This is a genomic window from Nostoc mirabile CHAB5784, from assembly GCF_020829645.1.
Lineage (GTDB): Bacteria > Cyanobacteriota > Cyanobacteriia > Cyanobacteriales > Nostocaceae > Nostoc > Nostoc mirabile.
This window is the reverse complement of the sequence record NZ_JAIVFS010000023.1, coordinates 1-19,898: the sequence shown is the minus strand read 5'-3', so window position 1 is coordinate 19,898 and position 19,898 is coordinate 1. Positions and strand designations below refer to the sequence as shown.

Below are 19,898 nucleotides of genomic sequence, written 5' to 3'. Positions count from 1 at the left end.
TCTAAAACAATGGGATGTAGCACGGGAATATGGCTAATACACACCTGTACGCTCCTAGGAATGGTCTATATTCCCTACTTTCTCATTCAGATATCGCCGAATTTAGTACAAATATACTATAATATAGATAGCGTTCACAAAGCCTAGCCAAATATATAACGGCTCTGTGAAAACCTTCTGGAAGATGGATTCAAGGGTTAGTTCGATGATGAAGCATTACATTCTCAACCTCAATCCGACTGCCAAGCATGAATGGGATCGGTGTATTTTACGTGACCCGTTGACTGCCAAACGCCCAGACATTGCCAAATTAATTGCTGAAGCGGTTGGTGCTGATACAGGCAGTTATTTAGTGAGCGTGAATATCGAAGTTCAAGTTTTGGAGCAAGCCGCAGTCCCTCAAGCCGAACAACTCTCGCTTTCATTTCCAGAGGTGAGTGTGCCCTCACAACCACAACTACGGGAAGCGGCTTGAGCTAAAGTGCAGAGTTTAGCAAAAAATAAAGCCTGCATAAGCAGGCTGACTTCGTGTAGCCGCAGACTTGAGTCTGATATCAGCAAAAAATATACAAAAAGTCGGGGTAGGGCATATCCCATTGGTGTCAACTTAAGCTAAAAGTAGCTTAACTGTTAGCTGACTCGCCCGCCTGGAACTAAAGTTCTAGGCTAATAGCTAAAGTCTACTAAAGTAGACTAAAGATTTTTCGGATTATTTAGTCATCAAGAGATGACTTTCGCTATTAGCAAGGAACTTTAGTTCCTTGCGGGACATGGCTTTTACGTTAAGTTGACACGTATGGGCATATCCACGACTCTAAACGGACACGGAGGGAGTGTAAGACCGAGATTTCGGCTGTTCCCGGTGAACTGTCAACCCGACTAGAATACGAACAATTACGGTTGTTTGATTGCAAGAGTTTCACCGTCCCTTTTAGGGCGGTGAGGATGTCAATGGCTTTGCTTTTCTTCAATCCATCTAACTCGATGGATTGGATCACCATAAGAGCGGAAGTCGTAACTATAGGGTTTAGCCATAGCAAATCAAATGAGAGTAGGTAATGATAATACTTCTAGTTTATGTCCTAATAGACTGGATGGTTGCTATATCTTGAAGCATGGCTAAATGCTTATTAACAGGTGCAAGAGTATTTGCAGCAATCAGCCCACTGGCGGCGACTGCTGGTAAACCAATGCCGGGAAATGTCGAGTCTCCACAGCACATCAGCCCTGCTAAAGGTGTGCTAGGCCCAGGAAACATACCACTTCCAGCCTGAATTGCTGGGCCGTAGGAACCTTGGTGACGGCGGAGATAACGCTCGTGAGTTAGAGGCGTACCAACAAGTGTGACTTCGCAACGAGAGCGAATATCTGGAATGATTCGCTCTAGCGCTTGCCACATTACGGATGCACGCGATCGCTTTTGTTCGGCGTATTCTTGGTTCCTTCTATCCATTCCCTGCCAGATAGAGTATGGTTCATTACCAGGAGTATAAACATGAATTACGTGCTTACCTGGTGGCGCTAAAGATGGATCAAGAATTGAAGGAATTGATATCACCACAACATTCTGAGGTGCTGTTATGCCCAATTCCCAGTCATTAACCACGATGTAATGACACCGCAAATTTGACTGTAATCCTTGAGCATCAATGCCTAAATGTAGATGCATAAAGCTATCACACTCAGGTGTTGCTTGTCGTTTAACGCGGTACTGTTTGGGTACTGCCTTTTCTGGTAGTAACTTAAGTGTGTCCCAAACCGATGCATTAGAAATTACTGCCCGACGCGCCCGAATTTCTTGGCGATCGCGCAGACGCACACCCACCGCACGATTACCTTCTACAAGCACTTCTTCCACATGAGCGCCTAGAATCAGCTTCCCGCCATGACGCTCCAATCCTTGTACAAGGGTGTCAACTAAAGCACCACTACCACCAATGGGATATTCAAGTATTGCATCTGGACGATACCACTCGGCAAACATAAATCCTACCTCTGCGGCGCTAGTGCCATCTGCGGGCAATCCAGAAAGTAGGAAACACAGCAAATTAAGCCAATTTCGGGTAAAAGGATCTTTAACAACGCCATCCATAATCCGGCTAAAGGGGCCCGTCAGCTTAATTATATTCGCCAGATTTTTTGTCAGAGATGGGATAAATGGGCCGACAGTTCTAGCTGCACCAAAGTCAAAGCGTAATGCCGCCGATGGTATGGAAGTTGCTGCACTAGCGAATGGTTCCATAACGCGCTGGAGTTCTTGCCATTCGGCTACAGCATCATGTCCACGGAATTTCATCAGCACTTCACAAAATTGCTTTGCACCAACTGACGTGTCAAAATCGCCTTCTGGTACACAACAACCCCAAGTATTATAGGTTAGGCATGGTAATTCCGAGCCAATTGCATCTAACACTTGCCGCAGAGGGTTAGCAGAGGGGCTGTAAGACAGTCCAGAGTAAAGGGACGGGCCCGAGTCAAATTTGAAACCATTGCGTTCAAAAGCATGGGCAGCGCCTCCAGCAATGGAGTGGCTTTCGCAGACTATCACATCAAAGCCATACCGTGCCAAAACAGCAGCACAACTCAAACCGCCAATACCGCTACCAATGACAACTACATCTGTAACTTGCATATCTGTTTGCAACAATAAACTAAAACAGTTGGGGAAACTTGGATAATATCATTCGCTCCTCCATCCATAAACCGCTCTAATTAGTTAATATCATCACAAATGATGGACATAAACCGCCAGTGCCGCGTTCTTGAAATTAAAGGGTTGATTCACACAGACTAATGAGAAGCTTAAACTAGTAGCTAGGTTTACCCAAGCCAAAGTAAAACTTTTTACCCAGCACTAGGGGCTAGGGACTGGGGACTAGAGAAGGAAGACAAGGAGCAAATTAACAATTCAAAATTCAAAATGACGCTCGCGGACTCGCTAACGCTGCGCTAACAAAATTCAAACATTTTAGACATTTACATAAGGGGATTTAAACCCCGACTGAAAATGATACTACGTGTAATGGTTGGGGTCTTAAACCCTTTGATTTCCGATAATAACTCTTCATGACTAACGACTAATGACTAATGACTAATGACTAACTCACATGGAGAGAAGAATTTGAAAAATCAGCAATTTGGAAATTGGCAAAGCACAGTTTTAGGAATTGTGTTAGCAACACTAGTGATTCTGGGACTAAATTCCTTTATCATTATTAACCCAGGACAAGCAGGAGTGATCAGCATCTTGGGTAAAGCGAGAGATGGGGCATTATTGGAAGGAATTCACGTAAAACCGCCTTTTATCTCAGTGATAGATGTGTATGATTTGACGGTGCAAAAATTTGAAGTGCCAGCAGAGAGTTCTACTAAAGATTTGCAAAATTTATCTGCGAGATTTGCAATCAACTTTCGCCTCGATCCCATACAGGTAGTTGAAGTTAGAAGGAAACAAGGAACCTTAGAAAATATTGTATCAAAAATCATTGCACCCCAGACCCAAGAAGCATTTAAAATTGCAGCAGCTAGAAGAACAGTAGAAGAAGCAATTACCAAAAGAAGTGAGTTGAAAGAAGACTTTGATCAAGCGCTAGGCGATCGCTTAGACAAATATGGGATAATTGTGTTAGATACTAGCGTAGTTGATTTAGCATTCTCACCAGAATTTGCCAGAGCAGTGGAAGAAAAACAAATTGCTGAACAACGGGCGCAAAGAGCCGTTTATGTAGCACGGGAAGCAGAACAAGAAGCACAAGCAGATGTGAATCGCGCTAAAGGTAGGGCAGAAGCTCAAAGACTCTTAGCAGAGACACTCAAAGCCCAAGGAGGACAATTAGTTCTGCAAAAAGAAGCAATTGAAGCTTGGAGGAGCGGCGGCGCTCAGATGCCCAAAGTCCTCGTTATGGGTGGTGACTCAAAAAGCGGCGTCCCCTTCATATACAACCTTGGGAATGTCCAAAATCAACCATAATTTGAGTAAATAATATTTAGTAAGTTGGGCTAGTACAAGTCGGCGGAAATAAACCTACCATTTCATTACAGCCATAAAGCCAAAAATTAAAGCCTTTTAACTTTTGACTTCCGCCTTGCGGCACTAGTACAGCACAGTGGAAATAAACCACCTATTTCAAATGTCTAGAACCCTTACGCAATCATAATTACGAATTACGAATTACGAATTACGAATTACGAATTACGAATTACGCCTTGCGGCACTAGTCCCAACTTCAACATAACAGAAAAACCAACCAGACAATAATTGAACTTTATGTCAACCCCCAATCCTCAGAATCTTACTGCTGAAGAAGCAAAAAAATTACTGAATAAATTCAACTGTCTAGATATTGCGCCTGTCCTCAAGCCATCAGAAAAATCAGTAATTCGTAGTGCCTTAATTTTGATGACCAAACTTGCTGATTATCAAATTTTAGGAATTTGTGCTGATACAGCAGAAGAAGGAATACTGGCCATGAAGACTTATTCTCTGGCTTTGGGTTATGAACCACCAGACAATTTACTGACTCCTGTTGGCCCAGTTTATATCAAATTAAATGGTAAAAATGGCTTGTGTTATCTCGATTCATATCCTGGACATCATCGTGGCGTATTAGTGTCTTGTCAGTCTTACCACGAAGACGGAATCAACGAAATGTATGGACATCTCCCCTTGGATTTATTTGTATAGAATTCAGCGAATGTAGGTAGGGTAATACCTTACCTACTAACTAATAATTAATGAAAAACTACTAAATCTTATGAGTATTATTACACTCCAATCAGTAAAAAAAGACTTTGGCATCAAAGAAATTTTAAAAGATGCTAGCTTTAGCCTCGATGCTACCGATAAAGTTGGCTTAATTGGTACTAACGGTTCTGGAAAATCAACCCTATTAAAAATGATCGCCGGGTTAGAATCGATTGATAGTGGTCAGATTTTAGTCAACTCTGGTTCTAGAATTATCTACTTACCCCAGTTGCCAGATTTAGATGAGAATCACACAGTTTTAGAGCAAGTTTTCGCCGATAGTGGCGAACACATGGCTTTGGTGCGTGAGTATGAAGAACTCTCAGATAAATTGGCTCACTATCCAGATGATAGCCAACTGATGTCTCGCCTTTCTGTGGTGATGCAACGGATGGATACAAGTGGTGCTTGGGAATTAGAGACTAATGCTAAAATCATCCTCACCAAATTAGGAATTTCTGACTTTGAGGCCAAGATAGGCACTTTGTCTGGAGGCTATCGCAAGCGTATTGCTTTAGCATCAGCGTTGCTAGCAGAACCAGATGTTTTGCTCATGGATGAGCCGACAAACCATCTGGATGCTCTTTCTGTAGAATGGTTACAAAGTTATTTAAATCGCTATCGCGGCGCACTTTTTCTGATCACTCACGATCGCTATTTTCTAGATCGCGTTACCAATCGGATCATTGAAATTGACCGAGGCGACATTTACACTTATTCAGGTAACTATTCATATTACCTCGAAAAGAAAGCTTTAGCTGAAGAATCTGCCGTAAGTACTCAACGTAAACACCAAGGCTTGTTGCGGCGCGAGTTAGAATGGCTCAAAAAAGGGCCGAAAGCCAGAAGTACCAAGCAAAAAGCGAGAATTGACCGCGCTCATGCTCTGCGGGATACTGAATTTAAACAAGTTCAGGGTAAAGTTGATATTTCTACAGTTGGTCGTCGCATTGGCAAAAAAGTCATTGAATTAAATAACATTTCTAAAGCCTACAATGGACGCACCCTGATTAATAGTTTCACCTACGAATTCAGTCCAGAAGACCGCATCGGTATTATCGGCGCTAATGGTGCTGGTAAATCCACTTTAATGGATATTATTACTGGTCAGATTAAGCCAGATTCCGGCATTGCAGAAATTGGTACTACAATTCACATCGGTTATTTTGACCAGCATTCTGAAGAATTGCTCACAGCCTTAAACGAAAATCAGCGCGTGATTGACTACATCAAAGAAGAAGGAGAATTTATCAAAATTACCGATGGTACTCAAATTACTGCTTCTCAAATGTTGGAGCGGTTTTTGTTTCCTGGTAATCAACAGTATGCCCCAATTAATAAACTTTCTGGTGGTGAAAAACGCCGTTTATTTCTGTTGCGGGTTTTGATGAGTGCGCCCAATGTGTTGATTTTAGATGAACCGACGAATGATTTAGATGTTCAGACATTGGCAGTATTAGAGGATTATTTAGAGGATTTTGTCGGGTGTGTAATTGTAGTTTCTCACGATCGCTACTTTCTCGATCGCACAATCGACACAGTATTTTCTTTTGAGGAAGGCGGTAATCTCCGGCAATATCCAGGTAATTACTCTATTTATCTGGATTATAAGAAGGCTGAAGAAGCACAGCAACAAGCTGCTAATAGTAAGGAGAAGCCGAAAAATACCGAAGTCCAAAATGGTGCGGCTTCACCCAAGGATGTAGAGAATACCAAGCGGCGGAGGTTATCCAATTGGGAAAAAAAGGAATTTGAGCAGTTGGAAGGTAAAATTGCCCAGTTAGAGGCTGAGAAAGCAGAAACCGAGAAAACACTAGCGAATGTCTCACCGGGGAATTATAGCCAAGTGCAGAAATTGTATGATCATGTGGAAAAGCTCAAGCAAGCGATCAATGTGGCGACTGAACGGTGGTTAGAATTGGCAGAGATGGAGTCTTAGAAGATATTTCAAAAGCCCTGGCGAATGGAATTCGCACGCCAGGTGCTTCAAGTCGGCGGAGCCGACGCCAGTCGCTCATGGGGGGAACCCCCTTGGCGCTAGCCTCTCCCTTTGGGAGAAGACCGCGCTGGCTCCCCAACGCACTGGCTTGGCTATACAGACAAAACCCACCTCCGTGGGTTTCAAATTCCTTGAGTCCGCGCAGGCGGACTTCGTTATTGGACAATAAGAGATTTCAATTAAAAAAAATATCCAAGTAGGGTGCGTTACGGCGTTTCGGCTAACACACCCTACCACTTCATTTTAGCAATTGCTGCTAACCGCGTTGTAATATTATTTGCCACCAAATAAGAAATTGCCCGTGTCTTTCAACAGTTGGTCTCGCGCATCACCTTGTGTGTCACCCAACTTTGCTACCGTAACCGTAGCATTGTTATATGTTGACTCCAGGAACCCAGTTGCACTACCAGTTCCGCCTACCATTGCCATTGAATCAGCATCACTCAGTTCTTCAAACAAATCCTCTTGCAAATCAGCAATTTTTGTAATCATAAATACTTTACCAAGTAATGAAAATTTGTGTTTACTTAGTAAACTTTATAATATTTAGCAGATCAATGACAACTAACCATAGTTAGTTGACAAACATTGAGGCTACAAGCCTAGCATCGTGGACATTTACCCCCACTACCTCATACTGTAAAATTAATCGCTTCCACTCTGGATAAATCTCAGGTACATCTTCAAGTATCAAGAACAAACCTTCTAAACGCTCCAGTTCCGTCCTAGCTTCAGCTATGGTTAATCAGTGTGCCAATATCGGTAATAGTTGTCAAAACTTGTTCTCCGAAATTTTTTACATTATCTCTAATTTGACCAGTTAGCAAGATATTCATCTAGAGTCACGGACTCACCATCTTTATACTCAGCGCGAATTGTTTGAATTTCTGCCAGTGTTTCTGCATCGTCTTCGTACAACGCTTCTTCCGCTTCAAAAATTTGTTGCTCAATTAGTTCTTGAAGTTGACGTTTTTCTGTTAAATCAAGGGAAGATATTGCTTCTGCTAAAGTTTCTAAGGAGAGTTGTAATTTAACAATAGCTGGCATTTTTATCCTTTTGGGTGTATTTTTTTCGCATTTTGACACCATTATGCTGATTTTAACAGTTATATTTTTGTTAAGCCCAAAGTTTTTGGGTTGTGTTTCAGGGCAAATGCATCTAAACTTCAGGCTTGTGGGGTGCAGCGCAGCAATTGGATTTGCCTAACGTGCGATCGCACTTCTACAACACCCTACTAACTATCTCTCATAAACTGCGTAGTTTACCGCCGTAGGCATCGCCTACAATGGTATCAAGCAGGTATCGCATTTACAAACTCTCTCTGGAGTCGATGAGTGGCCGATCGCAATTAGCCATAAAATCATCAGAGAAATTGTCTAGACTCTCGATGAGCGATCGCCAGGGATTATCTTTGGCTTCGTTCTCGTCATCATCGTATATTCTTGCCCTTCAATAGGGAGGTTAGTTACATTTGCTAACACATGCACAACGCCTTCTAACTCTTCTCTGTCAACCTATGTTAGTAATAGTATTTCATTGTTATTGTTGACCACGCTATTAGCTCTCCATAAATAATACTGAATTTATGACTATACAAATTAACATCGAACTTCCAAATGATGTTTTTTCAGCACTCCGCAGTAACCCAGAAACGTTTGTTCAAGAGATGCGTTTAGCGGCTGCTGTCAAATGGTATGAAGTTGGTATGCTTTCCCAATCTAAGGCTGCTGAAATTGCCGGAGTTAGCCGTCACCAATTCCTAGAAGCACTCGATTGCTATAATGTTTCACCTTTTCAAGTAACTCCTGAAGAATTAGCCCAGGAGTTAGCGCGTGACTAGACAATGGGTTGTAAATGCTTCTCCATTGATTGTGCTGACTAAGATTAACCAAGTTCATTTGCTCGATCGCGCCGCCAAAACCGCAGCACTTGCTTTAGAAATTCCGGTGCGGGGAACTCTCGGTGTTATTCTGCTTGCAAAACGGGAAGGTAAGGTAGAAGCCGCTAAACCGATTTTTGAACAACTGATTCAGGTTGGTTTTAGAGCGTCCTAAGCTTGAGCAGCAATTATAACTTTCCGATCAATCTTGCATTCCTGCATATAACAGCCTAACAAATAAGCGTACTCCGTCATCTGCTTTTAATCTTGAATAAGAAGGAACTTCTCTATTGCCGATCGCACGTAAGTCTGATAACAACTCTGGATGAAACTGGCAAGTGAAAGAACGACGAATTTTTTTAGTTTCAAAGTCTTTATAATTGATACAAGTAGCTGAACATTCTGTGACTATCTCTTGATCAACCTCTGTAGAACATAAAATTTCTACAGAGTCAGGTAATTGGATCAGCCATGACAGAGGGCCGCTAGCTACAATGTGTCTATAGGGAACAATAGCATCATGAATACTACGATAAGCCCAGTTAGCAAATAGTATTGCCTCTTCGTTAACTTCATCTGAGTGAAACATTGAAATTGACACTTCGCGCTCATATTGAATTGTCGTATCAATTACACCTTCATGGGCATCTGATGTGACATCATGAGCATGAATCAATTCCCAAGGAATTCCTGCAACTTTACCGTCAAGCGACTGGTAAGGTAACAATACGCGATCGCCAACTTCCTTTGACTCATTAAGTGTCACTGCAAAATGCTCATCATTCCAGCTATCAGCAACTCTTCGTCCATCACGCTTTTTGACTTGAAGTGTTTTACCCATCGTTGCAATCCGTTCTGCAACCTCTTGCAGTGAATTGAGTGCTTTAGCCTCACTGTCACGTTCTAGAGATGTTGTACCCAGGACTTGTTTAACTGCTCGTTGAATCAGCCGTATATGACATTGTGCAGCAAGCTGATGTCCTACACAAATAAAGATAGCAGGAGCGCTAGTAGGCGATCGCGAAATCAATAATTTTTCTACTAACGCAAACATATCTTCTCGTGGGCAAGCTGGGCTTGTCCAAGTCGATGCATCATAAACTGATGGGTCGCCTCCTTCCACCACTACTGCATAACCAGAGCTAATTGCCCCAACGACTAATTCTGGGTCAATAATTCCAGTAGACCAAACTGGAAACAGTATTGAGTCCATATCAGCCACTTTCTGAGCAATATAAGCTACATTTTTGGAAGCGCGAACTTCTTCACCAAGGCTATTAATGCCTACATGTGACCACGGCTCAATAATGACTATTGATTTGCGTAATAAATTAGGATGTAACAGCAAAAAATCCAAATCTGCTCTGGAATTAATCACCTTCTCTAATGGCTTTCCATGTCCCCATTCAAAAATTTCGTCAGGCGCAAAAAGTTCTTTTTCAGAAAGTGGATCAACAGATGTTCTATCTGCTAAAAAGCGACCTAACAGAATATGTGCAGATTCAAAATCTGTATAGCCTGGATGTAAGTAACCAGAAGTTAAGCGCCATTCGGCTCTTAGAGTTTGATTGTGATGAGCTTGAGCAGATTTAATAGATTCAACCATGATTAAATAAATGTTGTTAGTTATGTTTCAGAGGTTATTTTAAAAATGGTTGACTGTGATTCTAAGTACTTATTCAGAATGGAGAGCGTTCAAGGCGATTTCGGATGGATGAACCACTCCGTTACCTGCTAGATTGGCTTTCTCTTGCCTGCGAAGCACGATCATGCCACGAGAGCGATTCGATGAGGAATCTTTATCTACGCAAGCGGCATATAGAAGCTTGATTAGGCATTTCCAAAACCGAGTATACCGTTTAGGATTTGTATCTGCAATGGTTATTTCTTGAGTTTTCGGATCATAGTCTGCTCATAAGGAGAAGTGACCACCTTCTAAACTTGGATTTTCATGGGCAATACGGGTATTGAAGTTAAGAATGTGGACATCAGTTTCATCACAAACGGCGGCTTCAACTTCACGGATGAATGCTTCGAGCGTCATACTCGGTTTATCAAAATGCTCTATCCGAATAGACAGGGGTATTCCTTTTTTTTCAAGGTAAGTTCGACAGGTATCGTAGGTTTCTGCTAACGTCATGCCATCATCTAAAACCGATGCGATCGGCAGTTGGGTTGCATAGAAAATTTCATCAACAGTTGTCAGATATCCCAATGCGGTAAAGGCATAGGCAATTGCAGTGACATTGCAACAGTAAATGGGTTGTTGAAACTGATGTAGTTGAATGATTTCCAAACGAGATTTGGAAATTTTAGCTAGATTATCAAGATCCATTTTTCTGCCTCCCTAGATACATATCAATTAACTCAGGACTTAGTTCATCTTCATATATCGAGCGCAACAATTACATAATTGGCTGTATCATTACCTACACTTGGCACTAGCCGTTGTAAACCCTATGATTGTTACAATCGCTATAAAACTACAAATGATTTGTTTGATTAGTTTTTTCATAAACTCTACCTCCGATTGTTTTATTAATTGGCTGTCAGCTTTTTTGAACAGATGCTTGTATTATCTAGCGATCGCCATTCAAGATGCAAGGACAGTTAAGACAGTTAAGCAAATTTTTGAGACGAGTACATTAATTCCTAACTTTTAAGCTATCTGCTTGTCTTTTGTAATCACAGCATTTACTTGCTCTCCATCAACAAGCCGTTTTGCGTTTACGTTACGCACTCCCCAACAAACTGAAGCGGTCTTCGGGTTCACGGGAGCGGTCTTCGGGTTCACGGGAGCGGTCTTCGGGTTCACGGGAGCGGTCTTCGGGTTCACGGGAGCGGTCTTCGGGTTCACGGGAGCGGTCTTCGGGTTCACGGGAGCGGTCTTCGGGTTCACGGGAGCGGTCTTCGGGTTCACGGGAGCGGTTTCCCTTAAAACTTTTATGAAACTTAAATAAGTATTCCTATAAAAATCAACATCTAGTGGTGAGATACTGGGAAATTACTGGTATCACCTGAAAAGTTTATTAAAAAAATTGTGAGTTACCCTGAGCCGGAATCCGGTTTAACTGAGGCAAGCTAGCTCTAGAAATATCTTAGAGAAATAAATTTATGTCCCGTCTCAAACGCACATCTCGCATTTTAGAAAAAGCTCAGTTAAGATCCGCCGGACTGAAATCTATTGTTCCAAGCATCAAATTTGATGAAAACTATAGTCTGGAAAAACTGATTGAGTCAATTGATCAGTTACGTAACACAATTGATGTTTATAATACTGCTCTGTCTGTGGTTGACTCTTCTAAAACTGAAATTGAAGAGATGGAAAAAAACTTGAGTCAGCTTTCTGAAAAGATGCTGATGGTGGTTGCTATCAAGTACGGCAAAGACAGCCGTGAGTATGAGATGGCGGGTGGTGTTCGCAATAGCGATCGCATCCGCAAAATCAGGTCAAGCCGCTTCAAAAATGTTACAGAGCAAGCATCAGATGAGAATGCTAAAACTGCATGATCGTGGTTAGCGTAACTATCTATGCGGACATGATATTATATGATGTCCGCTTGATTACTTATTAAACGCGAAGAACCCCACCCCGCCAAAGCTGTGCTTTGTCTCCCCTCCCCGCCTGCGGGGAGGGGTTGGGGGTGGGGTGTAATGATCGTGGTTAGCATAACTATCTATGCGGACATGATATTATATGATGTCCGCTTGATTACTTATTAAACGCGAAGAACCCCACCCCGCCAAAGCTGTGCTTTGTCTCCCCTCCCCGCAGGCTCTTAGGGGTTGGGGGTGGGGTGTAATGATCGTGGTTAATCTATGCGGACATAATATTACCGCCGACTGCGAAAACCCTGTCTTCCATTAACTTGGTCAAAAAGTACATCGTATTTATCAAAAAATGCAATACCAGTATTTACAAATATAGGAAGTTCTGCTTGCGGTGAGATACTCAAATTCCAGCGATTAAATCCGTCGCGGGTTCCTGGTGTCAGGCTGTAATCAAAAATGCTATTTATTGTTACTTTCAAAACATTTGTTGAGCGCAATACTCCCGGTTTGAGTTTACCTACTGTAGAAGCTGACTTGAATTGAGTCAAACCATTAATAGTTCCAGTATCAGTGATCATTGTGCCATTACAAGAATTTTTAGCAGAACTTCCAGCAAGAGTTAAACAAACTTTGCTCAGTCGAGAGTCCCATCTGTTACCGGGTACACCATTAATTTCGCTTTGTTTACTCCAAGCAGCCATTTTGAAATCTGCTTGATTATTGGCAGTCAAACCGAGGATTAAACTGCCATTCTTGTTACTACCACCATTTCCAATCACGATAAATCCGTTACTTAGATTTCCTGGTAATTTTCTTAACGGATTATAGAGAAGTGACTTTTCAAAATAGTTGACACCGATAATACCGGAAAATGGCACACCACTCTTTGCTGAACAATTAGGCTTTTGGGCAGTACATTGGCGACTAGTAACAATCTGTACCGGAACGGGTTCTGCGGCGGGAAGCAAACCAAACCGGATGTTAGTATAAACTAATTCTCCCTCTAGGATAGTACCATCACTTAATACTTCCTTGATATTTTGTCCGGTTCTGCGAATAGGGGCATTACCTAAAAACTCTTTGGGAACTCTCAGCCCTGCTGAACCTGTATCTAATAAGATACGCTTTGGTTGACCACCTGCGATCGCTATTTCTAGAAAATAGCCGCGAACCCGTTGACCGAGGGAAGGTTTTGTGTATAAAGGTAGGGATATGGTATCAAAAGTTGGCTTACGGGGTGTATTTTGAGAGATGTCGCGCAACGCTGAATTGGGAAAAAGAGCCGCAAATGCTGACTGTCGTTGCGCTGCTGGTTCAGGCGCGATATCCCAAAGGCTTTCGTAGTAGAAAAAGCCGCTACCTAAACCGCGTTGTTGCGCTGCTTCTACCTGGGATTGGATTTGTGGCATGGAAACTGGGCGATTTCGCAATCCCGCCATAATACCGATACCAGTTGGGATGACTTGTTTTGTTTCTAAAATTTCTGGGCGGGTAATTTGAGCGATAAAACTTTCTAAATCATTACGGTATACTTGCATGACTAACTCATCGACAATACCCAACCGTACCCAGTTGAGCCAGTCTTGCAGTTGCAGCTTGTAGGCGAAATCATAATAATTAGGAGAAACTGAGAAAATAGCATTCGGTTTTCTAGCTTTCACGGTTTGGTGAAGGTCTACCATGAATGCAGTGATTTTATCTGCCCGCCATTTTATCCATGCTTGGGCTTGGGGATTGGGTGGGGGAGGATTGCCAGTTTCTTGAGTATATAGACTAATTGTGTATTTATCGTAACCAAAATCTACAGGTAAACTCATGTGGTCGTCAAATTGAACGCCATCAGCATCGTATTGAGTAATGACTTCCATCACGAGTTCAGTGATAAACTTTTGCACTTCCGGGTGAAACGGATTCAACCACGCTACTTCACCCGCAGCACTAATTGAAGTTTGAGTCCCATCCGGCTTTTGTGTCAGCCAATCTGGATGCTCTGATGCGAGTTCCGAAGTTAGAGGAACCATGAAACCAAATTCAAACCAAGGTATTGCTAGTAACCCTTCTCTGCGGGCTTGGGTGATAATGTCTGCAATCACATCTTGTCCATCTGTTCCCTTGAAGAAAAAGGGAATACCCTTTTTTTGCATGATGGCACTGGGGTAATGTGTATAGCCATCGTTCCACACTACTGGATAAACAGTGTTAAAGTTTAACTGCCGCAGTTGGCTCATGGCTGCTTGCACCTTTGAGCGATTTCGGAAAACGCTAAAATCGTTACCACTCAGCCACACCCCCCGAATTTCTTGACGAGGTTGAGGAGGTAGTTGAGCAACGGTAGGGGCAAAAGTGTTGAGTAGCAATACCGCAACGAATGATATCAGACATAATAATGGCAGCAGACGCTTCCTTAAAAGCCACCAACCTTGATGAATCAAAGGCGATGTCTGGCGACTAGCCGCAACTCTACTAGACGCTTTGCGTAGTAAGAGTAAGCCTCTACGTACAGGTTTAAATAGTAAGTTGGTTAGAGTAGCATTAATTTTTATGCTTTTTTCCCAGAACTGAGTTGTCATTACTTCTGCTTACTAAATGAGGTTAATTGGTTATATTTCATTCCATATCAACGTTAAATTGCTGCATCAGGAAAAGTGATACAGTAATTTAGCTGCAAGATAGTTGACGCAGTTATAGGGTTAGTAGTGCCAAATAGAAATGTTTCAAATGTAAGCCGGGCGTTGCTGAATCAAGGGATGATTCTTGTAGGGTGGGCGTCTCGCCCGCCCTGAAATACAAGGGACGGGCAAGATGCCCATCCCACAAAACTAGCAAAATCATCCCGCAAATATGCAACGACGTAAGCCGTAATATATTTGCGCTGCTCTCATACCAATTTTAAAAATGATTCTGACAGATGGACAGAGAAAACCCAGATACACTAAGCGGTTTCCAATCCAAAATCTAAAATCCAAAATCCAAAATGGTATCACGCCTACGCCTGGTAAATTTTTTGCATATAGCGGTTCTCGCTTACGTGAGGTACACCCGTAGGGGCACGGCATGTTCCCTACACCTTGCGATATAATTTTGTACCGCATCTGAGTGGGAACCGCTATAGCAGCATTTCTCTTTTTGAAATTAAGTCACAATGATAATAGGCAATCATAGAGGGTGCTGTTATGTTTCGTCTAACTCAAACTGTTCGGAACTTGTTCATTCGGATTCAAGGCTTGTTTGGTGTTTTATTCCAAAGTGTTTCTAATTTTTTCGGAAATTTCTTTGGTTTTTTTGGCAACCTGTTTGGATTCAATAGCTCTGGTTATTTCTTGGAATCTGATCAGCAGCAAGGTATAAAACAAGCTTCTGCAAAAGAGCCAAGTGAAACGAATCAGGATAACACTCCTAAAATTTCCGCCACTACCCGCCGTCGTTCTAATGCCAAAATTGACGACTACTTTCTCAATATGGCTCGTGATGTGAAAAAGAATTAACAAAAGCCATCAATTGGAGGGTGATCTTAGTAATGCGTTAGCAAAGCTTGCCGTAGGCATCGCTTTGTCAGGGTAAGATCATCTCAATTAGCGTTGACTGCTGACTCAGGAGGCTACCAATTAATTACTGTTAAAATTGTTACCTTCGCAAACTCTTGATCGGCAGTTACCAAACTTGCTGAATTTTGGATCGCCATTGCTGCAATAATTGCATCTGGTAGTTTCAACCGATATTGCTGGCGAATTTCAATGATTTTCTTAATCAAAACAGCATCACTCGCCACTAAATTGACAACCTCAACTCGCAATACGGTTCGTTTAACGTGTTTATTCCTCGAAGATCCCCCCAACCCCCCGATAAATTGGGGGGCTTTGTTTCCTATTTACCCCCTTTTTAAGGGGGTCGCCGTCGGCGGGGGGATCTTAACCGAACCGTATTGCCTCAACTCGTTGCAAAAACTGCTCAAAAAGCTGACGATCCTCTTGACTCAGCCCAGAAAACGCGATAAATTCAATTTTGCTAATAACTGAAACTCCAATCCAATGAGCATCTTGGAGTAATTGAATAAGCTGAGAACTTCCTTGAAGCAGAGCCGCGATCGCATTCGTATCCAACACGTAGCGATTACCACTCATCGCGTAGATTCCTCTGCATTGCTACCGCATCTCCTTGCCAAGTTAATCGCCCCACCAAATCAGAGAAATCATAACTAGGTTGCTGCTTTGACTCTGACGAAACTGGATTCAAAACAACTACAATTTCTACTTCAACCGCCGCTAACTGCGTTGGAATATTAAGATTTAAATATCCTGATTCATCGATTTTAGTTGTAAGTTTTAAAACTTCCATTACCTAAGAATTAGTAAACCTCATCTTATTCTAAATTTTGTAGAGCGAACATTGCTCAATCACATCCCCAGATCCCCGACTTTTTTGAAAAGTCGAGCTTCTTGTGCCTCACGATAAATCCTATTCTCATTCCCTGCTATCTCTAGGGCCTGTTTTCAAACTACTGCTTTAGCCTCCTAACTTTTTAGATCCCCCTAAATCCCCCTTTTTAAGGGGGACTTTGATAAGTTTTTGCCCCCCTTTTTAAGGGGGGTTGGGGGGATCTAAGACTTTGAAAACACGCCCCAGCCCCTAAAAAAATCTGTTACCAAAACAGAAACCACAGATGAGTCCGCTAGCTGCACTTATAAAATCAACATAAAGTTTCAGGAATATTACTGGCAACAATTAAATAATTTATTAATCATCGGAATTGATGCCGACGGGATAGGGCTGTAAATAATCACTGATTGAGGCTGTGAGGCTAAAGAATGAAGAGAAGTGCAAAGTCTCAACGAGTTTGCTGGTGGTTTCTACCAAAATTGACCCGCTACAGTTTAACTTTATTGCTGAGTGCAGTAATGCTTGCTGATGCTGTGGGGGCGACACCGAAAAACCGAGGGTGGCAGATAGCACAGCAGCCAGCAACCACTCAACAAAATGCCACTCGCGCTGCTGCAAAACGGGTTTTTCAAGAGGGGATGCAGCTTCAGAAACAAGGGACAGGAGAATCACTGCGACAGGCGATTGGCAAATGGCAAGAAGCGCTGAAGCTTTGGCAACAAGTTGATGATAAACGCTGGGAAGCCCTCACCCTTCTTGGTATTGGCTATGTCTACAACTCATTAGGAGAAAAGCAAGAAGCACTCAAATACTTCAACCAAGCTTTACCCATACTCCGTGCGGTGGAGGAAAGGGGAGGGGAAGCCACCACCCTCCTTGGTATTGGCTTAGTCTACGACTCATTAGGGAAAAAGCAGGAAGCGCTCAAATACTTCAACCAAGCTTTACCCATATACCGTGCAGTGGAGGACAAGCAAGGGGAAGTCGCCATCACCCTCGTTCGTATTGGCTTAGTCTACTCCGATTTAGGAGAAAAGCAAGAAGCGCTCAAATACTACAACCAAGCTTTACCTATATACCGTGCAGTGGAGGACAAGCGAGGGGAAGCCTTCACCCTCAACAATATTGGCTTAGTCTACTCCGATTTAGGAGAAAAGCAAGAAGTGCTCAAATACTTAAACCAAGCTTTACCCATACGCCGTGCAGTGGAGGACAAGCAAGGGGAAGCCGTCACCCTCAACAATATTGGCTTAGTCTACTCCGATTTAGGGGAAAAGCAAGAAGCGCTCAAATACTACAACCAAGCTTTACCTATATACCGTGCAGTGGAGGACAAGCGAGGGGAAGCCGGCACCTTCAACAATATTGGCAGTGTCTACTCCGATTTAGGAGAAAAGCAAGAAGCGCTCAAATACTTAAACCAAGCTTTACCCATACTCCGTGCAGTGAGAGACAGGGGAGCTGAAGCCACTACCCTCAACAATATTGGCAGTGTCTACTCCGATTTAGGAGAAAAGCAAGAAGCGCTCAAATACTACAACCAAGCTTTACCCATATTCCGTGCAGTGGAGGACAAGCAAAGGGAAGCCGGCACCCTCAAAAATATTGGCTTAGTCTACTCCCATTTAGGAGAAAAGCAAGAAGCGCTCAAATACTTAAACCAAGCTTTACCCATACTCCGTGCAGTGGGGGACAGGCGAATAGAAGCCACCACCCTCACCGGTATTGGCTCAGTCTACTTCTTATTAGGAGAAAAGCAAGAAGCACTCAAATACTTTAACCAAGCTTTACCCATACACCGTGCAGTGGAGGACAAGGGAGAGGAAGCCATCACCCTTTTTAACATGGCTTTACTAGAACGCGATCGCAGTAATCTACAACAAGCCCAAACACATATTCAAGCAGCTATTGAAATCATTGAAGATTTACGCACCAAAATAGCTAACAAAGAACTACGCGCTTCTTACTTTGCCTCAGTCCAAGGCTACTACAAGTTCTACACCGACCTTTTGATGCAACTGCACAAAAAAGACCCATCAAAAGGATACGATGGATTGGCACTGGAAGTTAGCGATCGCTCTCGTGCCCGTGGTCTAATAGAACTACTAACCGAAGCAAACATAGATATCCGCAAAGCCCCTATTCTTGGTCGGCTTTTACCCTGCTGGGTGAGTGGCGGTGAACTAATTCGTAATTCGTAATTCGTAATTCGTAATTAAGTGAATATCGTAGGTTGGGTTGAGGAACGAAACCCAACAAACCCCGGAAAATGTTGGGTAACACTAAAGTTCAACCCAACCTACTTTGAGACAAAATTTATCAGCAAAAAAATTGTAGGTTGGGTGGAGGCTTTGCGTAACCCAACATCCTGATATATGTTGGGTTGCGCTCCGCTCCACCCAACCTACGTCTAATGCACTATTTTAAGCTTGACACGCTACTACTTTGAGACAAAATTTATCAGGAGTGATTTTTCATGAAAAGCATATTTACATCCAGACAATTTATTCTTCCCTGCATAGCAACAATTGGGGTAGGAATTTTGGGGATTTGGGCTTCAGTCTCAGCCAAACCACAAACCCCACCCAGGTTTACCAAGGTTGAAAATCCCGGAGAATTTAAACTAGAAGGAAAAGGGGAGCCTTCGGTGCTAAATCAGAAAGAGGAACTCCCTGGAGAACGGGTAATCATTGGTTCAAAGGATGACCGTATTCCCATGACTAGCAGAGACTACCCTTGGTCAGCCTTTGGTAAAATCGAGGGGATAGGTGCTGATGGTGGCGGTTACAGTTGCACGGGAACGTTGATTGCTGAAGACGTTGTTTTGACAAATGCTCACTGTGTCGTTAACTCTGAAACCCGAAAAGTTAGTCAAAAGCTCACATTTAAGCCAAACTTAGTTAATGGTGTCGTCAAAAGTAAAAATGATGTAGCTTACGCAACTAACGTTCATTACGGCACAGACTTTAAAAATGGCAATTTAGCCGATTACGCAAATGATTGGGCGATTTTGAAAATCAACAAGCCTATCGGTAAAAAATATGGTTATTTGGGCTGGAAATCCCTACCATCTTCTACTCTTGTTGGAGATACAAAAAAATTCGCCTTAGTCGGCTACTCTGGCGATTTTCCCAACCCTGAGATAAAAGGTCTTGAAACTTCTTATATAGCTATAGCCATGAAGATTAGGACGTAGACTATAAGAGTTCCAATTGCGTTTACCCCATTTCAATGGCCAAAGCAAGAGAGTGATGATTTCCGGCAAAAAGTCATGCAAGCGATTGAGTTGGACGGTCTCAAGAAGTGTGAGGCAAGCCTTCTGTTCAATATCAGTCGCAACACGATT

Annotated in this window: 19 protein-coding genes; 10 read left to right on the top strand and 9 right to left on the bottom strand. The window is 42.6% G+C overall.

Annotated features, from left to right (window positions below):
- Positions 1–205: 205 nt before the first annotated feature.
- The gene (locus LC653_RS16595; protein WP_100900343.1) at positions 206–475 is read left to right on the top strand and encodes a hypothetical protein; all 270 of its coding nucleotides are present in this window, start codon (positions 206–208) and stop codon (positions 473–475) included.
- Positions 476–1,075: 600 nt separating this feature from the next.
- Here the strand turns inward: LC653_RS16595 and LC653_RS16590 are convergent.
- Positions 1,076–2,632 carry a phytoene desaturase family protein gene (locus tag LC653_RS16590; protein ID WP_229495510.1) on the bottom strand — a complete coding sequence of 519 codons (1,557 nt, stop codon included), beginning with the start codon at positions 2,630–2,632 and terminating at the stop codon, positions 1,076–1,078.
- 462 nt (positions 2,633–3,094) lie between these two features.
- Between LC653_RS16590 and LC653_RS16585 the strand changes: the two genes are divergently transcribed.
- The 3 genes from LC653_RS16585 (at position 3,095) to LC653_RS16575 (ending at position 6,683) form a co-directional block, all read left to right on the top strand.
- Positions 3,095–3,970: a prohibitin family protein gene (locus LC653_RS16585; RefSeq protein WP_372478183.1), complete on the top strand. Its 876-nt coding sequence runs from the start codon at positions 3,095–3,097 to the stop codon at positions 3,968–3,970.
- A gap of 297 nt (positions 3,971–4,267) precedes the next feature.
- Complete coding sequence (locus tag LC653_RS16580; protein ID WP_229495509.1) at positions 4,268–4,684, top strand: DUF1824 family protein; 417 nt, start codon at positions 4,268–4,270, stop codon at positions 4,682–4,684.
- A gap of 70 nt (positions 4,685–4,754) precedes the next feature.
- Positions 4,755–6,683 carry an ABC-F family ATP-binding cassette domain-containing protein gene (locus tag LC653_RS16575; protein WP_229495508.1) on the top strand — a complete coding sequence of 643 codons (1,929 nt, stop codon included), beginning with the start codon at positions 4,755–4,757 and terminating at the stop codon, positions 6,681–6,683.
- Between the two features lie 333 nt (positions 6,684–7,016).
- Here LC653_RS16575 and LC653_RS16570 read toward each other — a convergent pair whose 3' ends face one another.
- Together LC653_RS16570 and LC653_RS16565 are read right to left on the bottom strand one after the other, a co-directional pair.
- The gene (locus LC653_RS16570; RefSeq protein ID WP_229495507.1) at positions 7,017–7,235 is read right to left on the bottom strand and encodes a hypothetical protein; all 219 of its coding nucleotides are present in this window, start codon (positions 7,233–7,235) and stop codon (positions 7,017–7,019) included.
- A gap of 315 nt (positions 7,236–7,550) precedes the next feature.
- Positions 7,551–7,790 (bottom strand): hypothetical protein, encoded by a 240-nt coding sequence (locus LC653_RS16565; RefSeq protein WP_229495506.1) that lies wholly within the window; start codon positions 7,788–7,790, stop codon positions 7,551–7,553.
- Between the two features lie 539 nt (positions 7,791–8,329).
- Here LC653_RS16565 and LC653_RS16560 point away from each other — a divergent pair.
- Together LC653_RS16560 and LC653_RS16555 are read left to right on the top strand one after the other, a co-directional pair.
- Complete coding sequence (locus LC653_RS16560) at positions 8,330–8,584, top strand: UPF0175 family protein (protein ID WP_229495505.1); 255 nt, start codon at positions 8,330–8,332, stop codon at positions 8,582–8,584.
- The gene (locus tag LC653_RS16555) at positions 8,577–8,798 is read left to right on the top strand and encodes a DUF3368 domain-containing protein (RefSeq protein WP_229495504.1); all 222 of its coding nucleotides are present in this window, start codon (positions 8,577–8,579) and stop codon (positions 8,796–8,798) included. Before LC653_RS16560 ends, LC653_RS16555 begins: the two co-directional genes overlap by 8 nt.
- A 27-nt stretch (positions 8,799–8,825) precedes the next feature.
- Here the strand turns inward: LC653_RS16555 and LC653_RS16550 are convergent, their stop codons facing one another.
- Together LC653_RS16550 and LC653_RS16545 are read right to left on the bottom strand one after the other, a co-directional pair.
- Positions 8,826–10,229, bottom strand: a complete 1,404-nt coding sequence (locus tag LC653_RS16550; RefSeq protein WP_229495503.1) for a hypothetical protein — start codon at positions 10,227–10,229, stop codon at positions 8,826–8,828.
- Between the two features lie 306 nt (positions 10,230–10,535).
- Entirely contained in the window at positions 10,536–10,958 is a 423-nt protein-coding gene (locus LC653_RS16545) for a hypothetical protein (RefSeq protein ID WP_229495502.1), read from the bottom strand.
- Positions 10,959–11,737: 779 nt separating this feature from the next.
- Between LC653_RS16545 and LC653_RS16540 the strand changes: the two genes are divergently transcribed.
- Entirely contained in the window at positions 11,738–12,133 is a 396-nt protein-coding gene (locus tag LC653_RS16540; protein ID WP_229495501.1) for a hypothetical protein, read from the top strand.
- Positions 12,134–12,456: 323 nt separating this feature from the next.
- On the opposite strand, the gene LC653_RS16535 is transcribed toward LC653_RS16540, so the two are convergent.
- Positions 12,457–14,745: a glycoside hydrolase family 10-like protein gene (locus LC653_RS16535; protein WP_229495500.1), complete on the bottom strand. Its 2,289-nt coding sequence runs from the start codon at positions 14,743–14,745 to the stop codon at positions 12,457–12,459.
- Between the two features lie 603 nt (positions 14,746–15,348).
- Here LC653_RS16535 and LC653_RS16530 point away from each other — a divergent pair.
- A complete protein-coding gene (locus LC653_RS16530; protein WP_229485548.1) occupies positions 15,349–15,660 on the top strand; it encodes a threonine dehydratase in 312 nt (103 codons plus the stop codon).
- A 113-nt stretch (positions 15,661–15,773) separates the two neighbouring features.
- On the opposite strand, the gene LC653_RS16525 is transcribed toward LC653_RS16530, so the two are convergent.
- From LC653_RS16525 to LC653_RS16515, 3 genes are all read right to left on the bottom strand, one after another.
- Positions 15,774–16,010, bottom strand: a complete 237-nt coding sequence (locus LC653_RS16525) for a PIN domain-containing protein (RefSeq protein ID WP_267923085.1) — start codon at positions 16,008–16,010, stop codon at positions 15,774–15,776.
- Positions 16,011–16,083: 73 nt separating this feature from the next.
- Positions 16,084–16,296 (bottom strand): PIN domain-containing protein, encoded by a 213-nt coding sequence (locus LC653_RS16520; protein WP_229495498.1) that lies wholly within the window; start codon positions 16,294–16,296, stop codon positions 16,084–16,086.
- Positions 16,286–16,510: a hypothetical protein gene (locus LC653_RS16515; RefSeq protein WP_229495497.1), complete on the bottom strand. Its 225-nt coding sequence runs from the start codon at positions 16,508–16,510 to the stop codon at positions 16,286–16,288. The genes LC653_RS16520 and LC653_RS16515 overlap by 11 nt, the downstream gene beginning before the upstream one ends.
- Positions 16,511–16,980: 470 nt before the next feature.
- On the opposite strand from LC653_RS16515, the gene LC653_RS16510 reads away from it, so the two are divergent.
- Together LC653_RS16510 and LC653_RS16505 are read left to right on the top strand one after the other, a co-directional pair.
- The gene (locus tag LC653_RS16510) at positions 16,981–18,753 is read left to right on the top strand and encodes a tetratricopeptide repeat protein (protein ID WP_229495496.1); all 1,773 of its coding nucleotides are present in this window, start codon (positions 16,981–16,983) and stop codon (positions 18,751–18,753) included.
- Between the two features lie 275 nt (positions 18,754–19,028).
- Positions 19,029–19,748: a trypsin-like serine peptidase gene (locus LC653_RS16505; RefSeq protein ID WP_229495495.1), complete on the top strand. Its 720-nt coding sequence runs from the start codon at positions 19,029–19,031 to the stop codon at positions 19,746–19,748.
- The last annotated feature ends 150 nt before the right edge of the window (positions 19,749–19,898 follow it).